Below are 12810 nucleotides of genomic sequence, written 5' to 3'. Positions count from 1 at the left end.
GATGTCGACCGAAGAGACCCTCGTTCTGGTCAAGCCCGACGGTGTTGCGAGGGGCTGACCGGCTCGATCCTCGCTCGCATCGAAGCGAAGGGATACGCCCTCGTCGACATCCGCCTGGTCGAACCCGACCGGGACCGCCTCGAGCAGCACTACGCCGAGCACGCGGGAAAGCCGTTCTATGAGCCGCTCCTCGAGTTCATGATGTCGGGTCCCTCGGTGGCCATCCGTCTGGCCGGGAACCGGGTCATCGAGGGCTTCCGCTCGCTGGCCGGAACGACCGACCCCACCACGGCTGCGCCCGGAACGATCCGCGGCGACTTCGGCCGCGACTGGGGACTTGCCGTGCAGCAGAACCTCGTGCACGGCTCAGACAGCCCCGAATCTGCCGCGCGGGAGTTGGAGATCTGGTTCGGCTGAGTCCGAGCGCAAGAACGGGGAGGAGGACCCGGTGGGTCTTCCTCCCCGTTCTTGCTAAAGACCGAAGATGTTGGTCAGAGCCCGGGTCGGAGCAATCTGCGCGACGATGATCACGATCCCGTAGCTGACGATGGTCGCCAGCGGAACCCACCGCATGAGACCGCGCGAGAACCGAAGCAGACCCGGCGATCTCCCGAAGACACCCGAGCGCATGGCGTGAACGGTGACGGCATAGAACGTCGGGATCGTCACGCTCCACGTCACCATGCACCACGGGCACAGGGTCCCCAGCTCGAACAAGCTCTGGCTGATGAGCCAGATGACGAACCCGAACGCGAACAGCATTCCGGCCCAGAAGAGAAGCCAGAACCACCGGGCAAAACGGGCGCCGGCCAGGAGTGCTGCACCGACAACGATGGGTGCGACCCACCCCGCTAGTCCCAGGATGGGGTTGGGGAAGCCGAAGACGCTTCCCTGCCACGACTCGAGGTTCGCCGTGCACTGCACCAAGATGCTGAAGTCACAGGAAGCCGTCGCATTCGGGTCAGCGAGCAGGTGGAACCGCTCGATCGTCAGCGCGAAGGCGGCGTACCAACCGATCACCCCGGCAATGATGAGCCAGATGGCAAGGCCAAGGGGGCGACGACGGGATGCTTCCGGCATACGTCGATTCTGACACCCGTGTTGCTGACAGGCCGCCGAGTCACCCGGAATGAGCTGTATCGGTTCACGCGCGGCGCGAAGATTTGGCGCACGTGAGCGAAGGCTGCCGCGCCCTGTGACGCACCGCGCGCTCAGGTTCCAGCGAGGATGTGAGTGGAGTCGTCGAGTCGATGGAGCGTTTGCGCTCCGATAGTGCGATAATTGCCGGGACGAGTCCGCGGCCGCGCCGCGGGACATGTCGTCACAGACTTCCGGGCAACGGCTGCCCGTCGCAGCGTGAGCGTAGAGCCGGCTGCACACCGAGTTGATGAGCGACCTTCGGATCGCGGAGATGTCGTCGGGCGACGCGCGGGGTCGCTCGACAAGGAGTACGCCGACATGGGCGATGAGAACGATGTACAGAACACGATCGACGAAGATGCGGAAGGCACGCGCAGCGACCTGAACGCTGCTTCTGGCACCGCAGAGGCGACGGAAACCGACGCAGCAGACGCCGCTGCCGTCGATGCCGCCGGGACCGACGCCGCAGTGTCGGATGCGTCCGAAACCGAGCAGGCTCCGTCGGAGCACGAAACCGGCTTGATCGAGGCCGAGCCCGCCAGCACAGCCGAGCCCGCCAGCGCGGGCGACGCAGGCGAGGCAGTCGACGCGGATGCCGTGGTCGATGCCAGCGCCGCTGCGGAAGAGACAGCGTCCGATCCGGACGCTGTCGCGGACGCCCCCGAAGCTGACTCCACCCCCGCTTCTGACTCCGGCCCCGAAGCTGAGCCCGACGCCGTGCCCGAGGCCGGTGCGGCATCCGATGACCAGGCGTCTACCGACCAGGAGTCGACCGCCCAGGCGAGTGCGACCGAAGAGCCGGCGGGTCCGCCGACCGCGGTGAGCCTGGGGCTGCTGCCGGAGAACTTTGTCTCAGCGGTCTCGACGGCCCTGATGTTCTACGCTCCCGAGGTCGCGCCTCTGCCGGCGCTCCCCGATGAGGAGCCGGAAGAGGCTGAGCCCGCTGGCTCTTCACGACGCCGCAACCGTCGGCGCGGTGGGGGAGAAGCGCGCGAAGACAATCGGTCGAGCGGTCCGAGGCAGCGTCAGGCCGAAGTCATCACCGAGCCCCAGCGGATCAAGGGGTCCACGCGGCTCGAGGCGAAGAAACAGCGACGCCGGGACGGCCGCGAAGCGGGCCGCCGGCGCACCGTGGTGACCGAAGCCGAGTTCCTGGCGCGTCGCGAAGCCGTCGATCGCGTCATGGTGGTGCGGTCGAAGAACGGTCGCGTCCAGATCGGCGTCCTCGAGGACAACGTGCTCGTCGAGCACTACGTGGCACGCAGTCAGGATGCCTCGCTCATCGGCAACGTCTATCTCGGGCGCGTTCAGAACGTGCTCCCGAGCATGGAAGCAGCGTTCGTCGACATCGGTCGTGGGCGTAACGCGGTGCTGTATTCGGGCGAGGTGGATTGGGACTCGGTCGAGACCGGCAACCAGCCGCGGCGCATCGAGCTCGCGTTGAAGTCCGGCGACAAGGTGCTCGTCCAGGTGACGAAGGACCCCGTCGGGCACAAGGGCGCTCGCCTGACGAGCCAGATCTCGCTTCCCGGCCGCTACCTGGTCTATGTTCCCGGTGGCGCGATGAACGGCATCTCACGCAAGCTGCCCGACACCGAGCGCGCACGACTGAAGAAGATCCTCAAGGAAGTCCTGCCCGAGTCATCCGGTGTCATCGTTCGCACCGCGGCCGAGGGGGCGACCGAAGACCAGCTCACGCGCGACGTTCAGCGACTGACCGCACAGTGGGAGCACATCAATCGACAGGTAGAGACCACCGGCGCTCCCGCGCTGCTTCACTCCGAGCCTGATCTGCTGGTGAAGATCGTCCGCGATGTCTTCAACGAGGACTTCTCCCGCATGCTCATCCAGGGTGAGGACGCGCTCCACACCATCTCTCGGTACCTGGAGGGGGTCGCGCCCGATCTGCTTGACCGTGTCACGGCCTACGAGGGCGACGGCGATCCGTTCGATGACTTCCGGATCACGGAGCAGATCGAGAAGGCGCTCGACCGGAAGGTGTGGCTTCCCTCGGGTGGATCGCTTGTCATCGACCGCACCGAGGCGATGACGGTCATCGACGTCAACACGGGGAAGTTCGTCGGCTCCGGCGGCAACCTCGAGGAGACCGTCACCAAGAACAACCTCGAAGCCGCGGAAGAGATTGTTCGCCAGCTTCGGCTCCGCGACATCGGCGGCATCATCGTCGTCGACTTCATCGACATGGTGCTCGAGTCCAACCGAGACCTGGTCCTGCGCCGATTGGTCGAGTGCCTCAGTCGTGATCGGACGAAGCACCAGGTCGCCGAGGTGACCTCGCTCGGTCTGGTGCAGATGACCCGCAAGAAGCTCGGACTGGGGCTGCTGGAGACTTTCAGTGAGCCCTGCGAGGTCTGTGCAGGCCGCGGGGTCATCGTGCACCACGATCCGGTCGTCAAGCACCGGACGTCAACGTCGGGCAACGGCTCACAGCGCCGTACCCGGGGGGCGGCCGCTGGCAGTGCGCCGTCGTCGTCCTCCCAGAGTGGCAACGGAACGCACGTCATCACCGAGGGTGTGAAGTCCGCACTGGCGCAGATCGCGGCATCCACCATTCACGCTCCCGTGGATGCGGCGGCCGTCGAAGAGGTTGTTGTGGCGGCGGTGCAAGAGGCCAGCGAGCCGGCACCCGAGAAGCCCAAGCGGCGGAAGAAGAAGGCTGAACCCGACAAGCCCAAGTCCGAGAAGGAACTGCTCTTGGATTCGGTACTCAACGCCCTGCCTGAGCCGAAGGCTCCCGGCCAGGGGCGAGGGCGACGCCGAGTGACGACCGCTGCGCTGACCGGTACCCCGGTGTCTGCGAATCCGACCAGCTCGGACGACGAGTCCTGATCGAGACAGCTACAGGTTGCGACGCTCGCGTGCTGTCACCCGGAGGCCGGAGGCGATAAGGGCGCGAACGAGCGTGTGCCCGTCCACGGCTCTGGCCCCGGCGGCCACGAGTCTCTCGTGGGCCTCGGCGGGTACGTCGTAGTGGTCGCGGTCGAATCCGCGGCGGGGGATGTCGTTGCGTGCGGCGAACTCATGGAGCTCGGCGAGAGTGCTGTCGCTGATCAGGTGCGACCACAACCTGCCATGAGCTGGCCAGCGCGGGTCGTCGATCAGGATCGCCACGCGCCGATCATAGGTGCTGCAGCGTGAAAGCCGACGGTGATGCGCGCCGCTTTGGCAGTACGGTGCCGCATCGGGTAATGTATTCCTTTGGTGCGTCGTGTGCCGCGTTCCGGACGGCGGCACGTCAGGGCCTCGGTTCCGCACCGCAGCGGTCATCCCCACGGATGACCCCTCAGACAGACCGGAGCGCTGTGCTCCCAGAAGAAACAGGTGTGAAGTGGTTTACGCAGTAGTGCGCGCCGGTGGCCGTCAGGAGAAGGTTTCGGTCGGCACGATCGTCGTCCTCGACCGTCTCGCCGCCAAGGTCGGCGACAAGGTCGAGCTTCCGGCCGTGCTGCTCGTGGACGGCGACACCGTCACGACCGACGCTGCGAAGCTCTCCAAGGTCAGCGTGACCGCCGAAGTCCTCGGCGAAGAGCGTGGCCCGAAGATCGTCATCCAGAAGTTCAAGAACAAGACCGGCTACAAGAAGCGCCAGGGGCACCGCCAGGACCTCACGCGCGTCAAGGTCACCGGAATCAAGTAAGTCCCAGGAAGAGGCGCAGCAATGGCACACAAGAAGGGCGCAAGCTCTACCCGTAACGGTCGTGACTCCAACGCCCAGCGACTGGGCGTGAAGCGTTTCGGCGGCCAGGTCGTCAACGCCGGCGAGATTCTCGTCCGTCAGCGCGGCACGCACTTCCACCCCGGCGCCAACGTCGGTCGCGGCGGAGACGACACGCTCTTCGCGCTGTCGGCTGGCGCTGTCGAGTTCGGCAACAAGGGCGGCCGCAAGGTCGTCAATGTGGTGGCCGCCGCGGAGTGATCTGCAGCTGACATCAGTTTTCGGAAGGGGCGGGCTTCGGCTCGCCCCTTCCCGTCATCCGGCCCGCATCATCAACCGAAGACAGGAGAAAGCGCATGGTCACTTTCGTAGACCGCGTCACCCTGCACCTTCGTGCGGGCAAGGGTGGCAACGGATGCGTCTCAGTCCGCCGTGAGAAATTCAAGCCGCTCGCCGGCCCCGACGGAGGCAACGGCGGGCATGGTGGCGATATCGTGCTGGTCGCTGACCCGCAGGCGACGACGCTGCTGTCGTACCACCATTCGCCGCATCGATCGAGCGGCAACGGTGGATTCGGAATGGGCGATAACCGCTCAGGCGCGGCTGGTGAGTCCATCGAGCTTCCGGTTCCGCTCGGCACCGTCGTGAAGGACACCGAGGGCGAGGTCCTGGTTGACCTCATCGAGCCCGGCATGCGCTACGTCGTGGCGCCCGGCGGCCTGGGTGGTCTCGGAAACGCGTCACTGGCGTCTCCCAAGCGTAAGGCTCCCGGTTTCGCCCTGCTCGGTACTCCGGGCTGGGAGGGCGATGTCGTCCTCGAGCTCAAGACGGTCGCCGATGTTGCGCTGGTCGGTTTCCCTTCTGCCGGGAAGTCGAGTTTGATCGCTGCGATCTCTGCAGCGCGCCCGAAGATCGCTGACTACCCGTTCACCACGCTCCACCCGAATCTCGGTGTCGTCGAAGCCGGAGACGTGCGCTTCACCGTCGCCGACGTTCCGGGTCTGATCGAGGGAGCCAGCAGCGGTCGCGGACTTGGCCTGGAGTTCCTGAGGCATGTCGAGCGCTGCACCGCGCTCGTGCACGTCCTGGACTGCGCGACGCTCGACCCCGGCCGCGACCCGCTCAGCGACCTCGACGTGATCCTCGCCGAGTTGGCCGCGTATCCCGTTCCTGAGGGACAGACGCCGTTGCTCGAGCGCCCGCAGGTCGTCGCGCTGAACAAGGTCGATGTGCCCGAAGCGAGGGACCTCGCCGACCTCGTCCGCCCGGACCTCGAGGCACGCGGCTACCGCGTCTTCGAGATCTCGACCGTCAGCCGCTCCGGCCTTCGCGAACTGAGTTTCGCGCTGGCATCCATCGTCGCCGAGCACCGTATCGCCCAGGCCGAGACGCCCCGCCCGGAGCGTGTGGTCATCCGTCCGCGCGGTGCCGAACAGGACTTCTCGGTCCGCGTCGAGGGCGGTACCTACGGTCCGCTCTACCGGATCCTCGGAGGCAAGCCCGTGCGGTGGGTCCAGCAGACCGACTTCCAAAACGACGAAGCCGTGGGATACCTCGCCGACCGGCTCGAGAAGCTCGGCGTCGAAGACGAGCTGTACCGCCTCGGAGCAACGCCCGGCGCAACGGTGGTCATCGGGGGGATGACGGTGTCATCTTCGACTGGCAGCCCTCGCTCAGCTCGGTCGCGGAGCTGATGACCGCGCCACGAGGAACGGATCCCCGGCTCGACCAGAACCCACGGCGCACGACCGCGGAGCGGCGCGAGCGCTACCACGAGCGGATGGATGCGAAGGCAGAGGCTCGACAGGAGCTCGAAGCCGAGCGGCTGGCAACCAGGAGTGAGGCGGAGGACGACGAGCAGTGACTGTGACCGAGCGCGAAGGCCTTCTCGGCTGCCGACGGGTTGTCGTCAAGGTCGGTTCATCCTCGATCAGCGGTGAGCACGCGTGGCGCATCGACGCGATCGTCGCCGCGATTGCCGCCGCGCACGGTCGAGACACCGAGGTCGTCCTCGTGTCTTCGGGCGCGATCGCGACGGCGCTCCCGCTCCTGAAGCTCGAAGGTCGCCCGGATGACCTTGCGACGCAGCAGGCATCGGCAGCTGTCGGTCAGAACGTGCTCATGTGGCGGTATCAGACCAGCCTCGACCGGTTCGGCATCCTCGCCGGCCAGGTGCTGCTGACCGCCGGCGACCTCGAGAATGCGACGCCCCGGTCCAACGCGCGCCGAGCCATGGAGCGCCTTCTGGGATTGCGGATCCTCCCGATCGTCAACGAGAACGACACCGTCGCAACGCACGAGATCCGATTCGGAGACAACGACAGGCTCGCTGCTCTGGTGGCACAGCTCGTGGGTGCCGATGCCCTCGTCCTGCTCAGCGACATCGAGGCCCTCTACACCCGTCCGCCCGATGAGCCCGGCGCAACTCCCATCGACCGGGTGGAGCCCGGAGATGACCTGCACGGTTTCCAGTTCGGCTCGGTGGTCGTCAACAGCGTGGGCACGGGCGGCGCCGCGACGAAGGTCTCAGCGGCACGGCTCGCAGCCGCCGCCGGTGTGGGCGTGCTGGTGACCAGCGCCGACCGCGTCGACGAAGCCTTGCGGGGCGAGAAGATCGGAACGTGGTTCGCTCCGAACCCGCATCCGGTTGCGTCTGCTCTCACCGGCCCCATCGCCGTCGATCGGTAGGCTGGCGGTCATGTCAACCGCCCTCATCTCACCGACGGATGCCGTCACCGGCGCTCGCGAGCGTATGGAGCGCGCAAAGCGCGCCGCGCGTACGGTGGGTCTGCTCTCCGCAGAGCGCAAGGGCGACATGCTGCGTGCCGTCGCCGCGCGACTCGAAGCTGACACCGACCTGATCGTCCAGGCCAACGCGACAGACCTGCAGCGCGGGCGGGAGACGGGCCTTTCGGAAGCGCTCCAAGACCGGCTGCGTTTGGACCCCGCCCGGGTCAGTGCACTCGCCGTGGCCGTGCGCGAGGTCGCTGAGCTGCCCGATCCCGTCGGTCGCGTTCTGGACGAACGGCGACTCGAGAACGGTCTCGAGCTCACGAAGGTCGCGGTGCCGTTCGGGGTGGTCGGCTCGATCTACGAAGCCCGACCGAACGTGACCGTCGACATCGCGGCGCTTGCGCTTCGCTCCGGCAACGCTGTCGTGCTGCGCGGAGGCTCGGCGGCCGAGCACAGCAACCGGGCGCTCATCGCAAGCATGCAGGCAGCTCTCGAGAGTGTCGGAGTCGATCCTGAAGCCATCCAGACCGTAGACGACTTCGGTCGCGACGGCGCCCGTGCCATGATGCAGGCGCGAGGCCTTATCGACGTTCTTGTGCCGCGGGGAAGCGCGCAGCTCATCGAGACCGTCGTGACCGAGTCGACGGTTCCGGTCATCGAGACCGGAGCCGGCCTTGTCCACATCGTGTTGGATGAGAGCGCTCGAGCGGAGTGGGCTCTCGATATCGTCGTCAACGCCAAGGCACAGCGCCCGAGCGTCTGCAATGCCGTCGAAACCGTCCTGGTGCATCGGGGTGCCGCTGATCGCCTCATTCCCGACCTGGTCACGGCGCTCCACGACGCCGGCGTCACCGTCCACGGCGACCCCGATGTCGCCGCGCGGGCGGAGGGCGTCGTTCCGGCCACGCCCGAAGACTGGGCTACCGAGTATCTGAGCCTCGATATCGCCATCCGTGTCGTCGACGATCTGGATGCCGCGATCGAGCACATCCGCAGCTACTCGTCGCAGCACACCGAGTCGATCATCACCGATGACCCGGCCGCTGCTGAGAGGTTCCTCGCCGAAGTCGATTCCGCGGTGGTCATGGTCAACTCCTCGACGCGGTTCACCGACGGCGGCGAGTTCGGCTTTGGCGCGGAGGTCGGCATCTCGACGCAGAAGCTTCACGCTCGCGGGCCGATGGGGCTCCCGGAGCTCACCAGCACGAAGTGGCTGGTGCGCGGTGCCGGTCAGGTGCGCGGCTGAGAGCTAAGCTGGGTAGGCGCACTTGTCGCCGCAGCCACGAACGGAGTTTCAATGACCCTCGTCTCGCTTCTCGCCTTCGCCGCAGAAGAGTCGGAGCACCACGGCAACGTGGCATTGGAGACCGTCATCTTCGGCTTCATCGCGCTGGCAGTCTTCGGACTCCTGGCGCTCGTGACCGCGTCGTACCGCAACGTCGCCAACCGCCACGCGCACAAGGCTGAGGCGTACGCGAAGACCCACGCGGCCGAACTTCAGCGATCGGGGCACGGCCACTAGGCATCCGATGTCGGCAGCACGAGCACGCCGAATCGGGGTGATGGGCGGGACGTTCGATCCCATCCACCACGGTCACCTGGTCGCGGCAAGCGAAGTTGCCGACTCCTTCGGACTCGACGAGGTCGTGTTCGTTCCCACCGGGAAGCCGTGGCAGAAGCACGATGTCACGGAGTCCGAGCATCGGTATCTGATGACGGTGATCGCGACGGCATCCAACCCGCGCTTCTCGGTGAGCCGTGTGGATATCGACCGGCAGGGCCCCACCTACACGATCGACACCCTGCGGGACCTGCAGCGACTCAATCCGGACGCTGATCTGTACTTCATCACCGGCGCGGATGCCATCACGCAGATCCTCAGCTGGAGAAATCATGATGAACTGTGGGAGTTGGCGCATTTTGTCGCCGTCTCTCGACCCGGCCACGTTCTGAACACCGACGGGCTTCCCGTCGAGGACGTGAGTCAATTGGAGATCCCCGCGCTGGCGATCTCGTCGACGGACTGTCGTGAACGAGTTCGTGCGGGACACCCCGTGTGGTACCTGGTTCCCGACGGAGTCGTCCAATACATTGCGAAGCACCATCTGTATCGGAGCAACGAATGACGAATGAGCAGCAACCGAACCAGCCGTTGACGCGTCGGCAGCTTCGGGAGCTCCGCAGCACGGGCGCAACGCCGATCCTGACGCCCGAAGGCACCCCGGTGATGCCCCCGCGCAGGAGGGAGCGCCCGAGCCTGCGACCGATGTCGCGGCGACGGGAGAGGTCGCAGAGTCCGCGGATGCTGCGCAGTCGCCTGCCACCGAGGAACCCGCCGACGATACCGACAGCGGTGAGCCGACCAGCGACGCCGACGGTGCCACGCCGAGCGCCGCCGTCACCGATACGGATCAGGATCCGGCTGCCGACACGACCGCGGCCGCAGACGATTCTGCGCGGGTGACCGAGCCCGAGCCGTCGCCCGCAGCAGAGGGGGCACCGCTCACCCGTCGGCGTGCCCGCGAGCGCACCGGCAACACCGATGCCGTGGCTGTCACCGGGCCCGACGGCGACCACCGCGCACCATTCGTTTCCGTTCCGCCGGCATCACCGGAGGAGCATCCGATCTCCCAGGCTGCCGCGGGGTTGGCATCGGACGAACCTGTTGAGCGCGGAATCGTCAGCCCGCAGCTGGGTTCAGCGCTGCTCGCCGGCATGGCACCCGAGCCCGACCCGCGTCCGAGTTTCGACCAGCTCATCTCCCGTCCGTCCGCGGGCTCGACGGGCACCGGCAGCGCGCTGATCGTGACGGACTCGCCCCCCCAGGGCATCACCGCACCGGTCAACGCGACGGGCGAAGTCCTCGTGACCGGGAGCTTGGCATTGCCCGACCTGTTCGCGACAACCGGCCAGATGCCTGGCACGTCTGAAGGCCTCGACATCGACGCCACATTCGCTGACGGTGAGCTACCGCAGCACTCCTCTCCGACGCCGATCGCGGCCAGCGCTGCGATCAGCACGGTCAAGACCACCGCGGAGATCATCAAGCCGCCGGCACCCGAAAAGGGGTCGAGGCTCATGCTGACGCTGGCGATCACTGCCGGTGTTCTCGCGCTGGCGCTGGTCGGCGTGCTCATCCTCGCGTTTGCGACGGGGGTGTTCTCGTGACATATCACGCGGATCGGATTGCTCACGTAAGCGGGGGAGTGGGCGCGTGACGGCTTCAGACGTATCGAAGCAGATGCTCGCGATCGCCGCTGCTGCCGCCGAGGCGACGGGTGCCGAGGATCTCGTGGCGCTGGATGTCTCGGAGCCGCTTCCGCTCGTTGACATTTTCCTGCTGGCGACGGGACGTAGCGAGCGCAACGTCGCTGCGATCGCAGACGAGATCGAAGAGAAACTGCTCGAAGCAGGCCACAAGCGCCTTCGCCGCGAAGGACGCCAGGAGTCGCGGTGGATTCTGATCGACTTCGGTGACCTCGTTGTGCATGTCTTCCATGAGCAGGAGCGTGCCTTCTACGGCCTCGAGCGACTCTGGAAGGACTGCCCGGTCGTTCCCATTGATCGGCCCGCTGAGGCTATCGCCGACTGATCGCAGATGCTGGCTCGGTTCGGCTGCCGCCCGCCGATGTAGTAATCTGTTCTAGTTGCCTCTCGGGGCAGCATCCGGGCCTGTGGCGCAGCTGGTAGCGCACCTGCATGGCATGCAGGGGGTCAGGGGTTCGAGTCCCCTCAGGTCCACCAAAAGTTCGTTGTTCGCATCAGCAGCGTCAGCGCGGTCTTGCCTCGGTCACCGGCCGCGCCTCAGCCTGGTGCTCAGCTGGCGCGTCGCCGTGACGAGAAGCGCATTGCCGGGGTCGTCAGCCGTTCGGCTGGACCGATCCAGGCGTAGGCCAGGAGGCAGGGGGACTGCCGTCCTGTCGTGATGCGGTGTTCGTGGCCTGCTTCGTTGAGGATCAGCGACCCCGGAGCGTGCACTGCGCCGTCGTTCTCCGACCATTCGCCGGCGATCGCCACGTAGGATTCCTGGATCCCCTGGTGGTGGTGCTGGGGGTAGACGGTGTCCGGCGCGAAGAGCACCAGCCCAAGAATGATGCGGTCGGTGACCACCGGTCCGCGCGGGCCGACGATCTCGCAGTAGCCATACTTCTTCGACAGGCCGCGCGGCACCTTCTCGTAGCCGTGCTCCCACGTCAGATGGCCAGAGATCCTGCGCAGCGAATCACTGAGCATGCCCAGGTCGCCACGCGAGCCCAGGTCCAGTGTCCGACCGAGATGATTGACCACGGGCAGGTGGGTTGGTTCGCGGTCGATGACTTCTGGGTTTTCCTCGATGACATCGGTGATCGTCTCGCGTACGCGGCGCATGTGCGTCCGGATCGGACGGCTTCCGCCAGCGGAGCCGAATCGGTAGAGCGCGTCGAAATCGCTGATCGTGTAGCTCAGGTCCGGGTGGTCCCGCAGACGCGACATCGCCATGCCTATCGTTCCTTCGTCAGTTCGCGACGGAGACCGCGGCGCGTGCGCGGATCCGTCATCCAGTCTGACTCCTAGAGAGGACCCCGCACAAATGACGGTCCTCGCGGAGCTGATCGAGTGCGCGGTGGTCAGTATTCAGCCCGCAACGGCGCGGTCCGTGCACAACAGTGCGGGAAGCACGACGACATCGATGAGCTCCGTGATCGCTTTGGGCTCGAGGCTTCGTTGAGTGAGCGTGACAGCCCCGAATGCAGCGGTCGGCACGATGCCGGCAACCACGTCAACGTGCACATCGGGGGCAACGATGCCTCGGGCGATCCAGCGCTCGATCACGGCAATGAGAGCGGCGACCGGGGGCCCACCGATCACACGATGGGCAACCTTTTGGAGCTCGCGATCGCGACCGATCTCGCTGAGAACACGAGCGAGGACGGCAGCTGACCGATCGCCGGAATCTGCGAAGTGCATGGCAGCAGCGAGGAGGTCGCTGCGCAGGTCGCCGGTGTCTGGCAACTCCGTCGGCTGTTGTACGGCTTTTACCGCTGCGACAACGAGTTCGGGCTTGGAGTCCCACCGCCGGTAAATGGCGGACTTGCCGCAGCGTGCGCGAGCTGCGACGGCAGCGATCGTGGTTCCCGGGTACCCGTTCTCAATCAACAGATCCTGCGTCGCCTCGAGGATGCCGCGCTCAACTTCGGGGTCACGCGGCCGTCCGACCGTTCCGGAACCTTCGCGCTGCAGCATGGACCGATTGTATATTGCGGTTCTCAGCGGTATCGTAT

General features: G+C 66.3%; 13 protein-coding genes, 1 tRNA gene and 2 pseudogenes. 12 read left to right on the top strand and 4 right to left on the bottom strand.

Features of this window, described 5'->3' with window-relative positions; translation table 11 throughout:
- Position 1 precedes the first annotated feature (1 nt).
- Positions 2–417: pseudogene (ndk, locus tag IT882_RS08510) on the top strand (nucleoside-diphosphate kinase).
- 54 nt (positions 418–471) lie between these two features.
- Here the strand turns inward: ndk and IT882_RS08505 are convergent.
- A complete protein-coding gene (locus IT882_RS08505; RefSeq protein WP_195691536.1) occupies positions 472–1080 on the bottom strand; it encodes a vitamin K epoxide reductase family protein in 609 nt (202 codons plus the stop codon).
- 378 nt (positions 1081–1458) lie between these two features.
- On the opposite strand from IT882_RS08505, the gene IT882_RS08500 reads away from it, so the two are divergent.
- Entirely contained in the window at positions 1459–3990 is a 2532-nt protein-coding gene (locus IT882_RS08500) for an Rne/Rng family ribonuclease (RefSeq protein ID WP_229382004.1), read from the top strand.
- Between the two features lie 9 nt (positions 3991–3999).
- On the opposite strand, the gene IT882_RS08495 is transcribed toward IT882_RS08500, so the two are convergent.
- Positions 4000–4272: a DUF4031 domain-containing protein gene (locus tag IT882_RS08495; RefSeq protein ID WP_195691535.1), complete on the bottom strand. Its 273-nt coding sequence runs from the start codon at positions 4270–4272 to the stop codon at positions 4000–4002.
- A 217-nt stretch (positions 4273–4489) separates the two neighbouring features.
- Here IT882_RS08495 and rplU point away from each other — a divergent pair, with 217 nt between their 5' ends.
- The 10 genes and pseudogenes from rplU to IT882_RS08445 all read left to right on the top strand — a co-directional run bounded on the left by rplU (position 4490) and on the right by IT882_RS08445 (position 11293).
- The gene (gene rplU, locus IT882_RS08490; protein ID WP_195691534.1) at positions 4490–4798 is read left to right on the top strand and encodes a 50S ribosomal protein L21; all 309 of its coding nucleotides are present in this window, start codon (positions 4490–4492) and stop codon (positions 4796–4798) included.
- A 21-nt stretch (positions 4799–4819) separates the two neighbouring features.
- Entirely contained in the window at positions 4820–5077 is a 258-nt protein-coding gene (gene rpmA / locus IT882_RS08485) for a 50S ribosomal protein L27 (protein ID WP_195691533.1), read from the top strand.
- 95 nt (positions 5078–5172) lie between these two features.
- Positions 5173–6680 (top strand): annotated as a pseudogene (gene obgE / locus IT882_RS08480) (GTPase ObgE).
- Complete coding sequence (proB, locus tag IT882_RS08475) at positions 6677–7504, top strand: glutamate 5-kinase (protein ID WP_195691532.1); 828 nt, start codon at positions 6677–6679, stop codon at positions 7502–7504. The pseudogene obgE and the gene proB overlap by 4 nt, the downstream one beginning before the upstream one ends.
- Before the next feature lie 10 nt (positions 7505–7514).
- Positions 7515–8795 (top strand): glutamate-5-semialdehyde dehydrogenase, encoded by a 1281-nt coding sequence (locus IT882_RS08470; protein ID WP_195691531.1) that lies wholly within the window; start codon positions 7515–7517, stop codon positions 8793–8795.
- Positions 8796–8846: 51 nt separating this feature from the next.
- Positions 8847–9071 (top strand): hypothetical protein, encoded by a 225-nt coding sequence (locus tag IT882_RS08465; protein WP_195691530.1) that lies wholly within the window; start codon positions 8847–8849, stop codon positions 9069–9071.
- Between the two features lie 7 nt (positions 9072–9078).
- Positions 9079–9675: a nicotinate-nucleotide adenylyltransferase gene (nadD, locus tag IT882_RS08460; protein WP_195691529.1), complete on the top strand. Its 597-nt coding sequence runs from the start codon at positions 9079–9081 to the stop codon at positions 9673–9675.
- A gap of 334 nt (positions 9676–10009) precedes the next feature.
- Positions 10010–10717, top strand: a complete 708-nt coding sequence (locus IT882_RS08455) for a hypothetical protein (protein WP_229382003.1) — start codon at positions 10010–10012, stop codon at positions 10715–10717.
- 73 nt (positions 10718–10790) lie between these two features.
- A complete protein-coding gene (gene rsfS, locus IT882_RS08450; protein ID WP_418887788.1) occupies positions 10791–11141 on the top strand; it encodes a ribosome silencing factor in 351 nt (116 codons plus the stop codon).
- A 76-nt stretch (positions 11142–11217) separates the two neighbouring features.
- A tRNA-Ala gene (locus IT882_RS08445) sits at positions 11218–11293 on the top strand.
- A 72-nt stretch (positions 11294–11365) separates the two neighbouring features.
- On the opposite strand, the gene IT882_RS08440 is transcribed toward IT882_RS08445, so the two are convergent.
- Both IT882_RS08440 and IT882_RS08435 read right to left on the bottom strand, forming a co-directional pair.
- Positions 11366–12028, bottom strand: a complete 663-nt coding sequence (locus tag IT882_RS08440) for a dimethylsulfonioproprionate lyase family protein (RefSeq protein WP_195691527.1) — start codon at positions 12026–12028, stop codon at positions 11366–11368.
- 135 nt (positions 12029–12163) lie between these two features.
- On the bottom strand, positions 12164–12772 hold the full coding sequence (locus IT882_RS08435) for a TetR/AcrR family transcriptional regulator (RefSeq protein ID WP_195691526.1): 609 nt from the start codon (positions 12770–12772) through the stop codon (positions 12164–12166).
- Positions 12773–12810: the final 38 nt, after the last annotated feature.

It is taken from the genome of Microbacterium schleiferi, from assembly GCF_015565955.1.
GTDB classification, from domain to species: domain Bacteria; phylum Actinomycetota; class Actinomycetes; order Actinomycetales; family Microbacteriaceae; genus Microbacterium; species Microbacterium schleiferi_A.
Note: the sequence above shows the minus strand (reverse complement) of the source record. Positions and strands in the feature narration are given on the sequence as shown.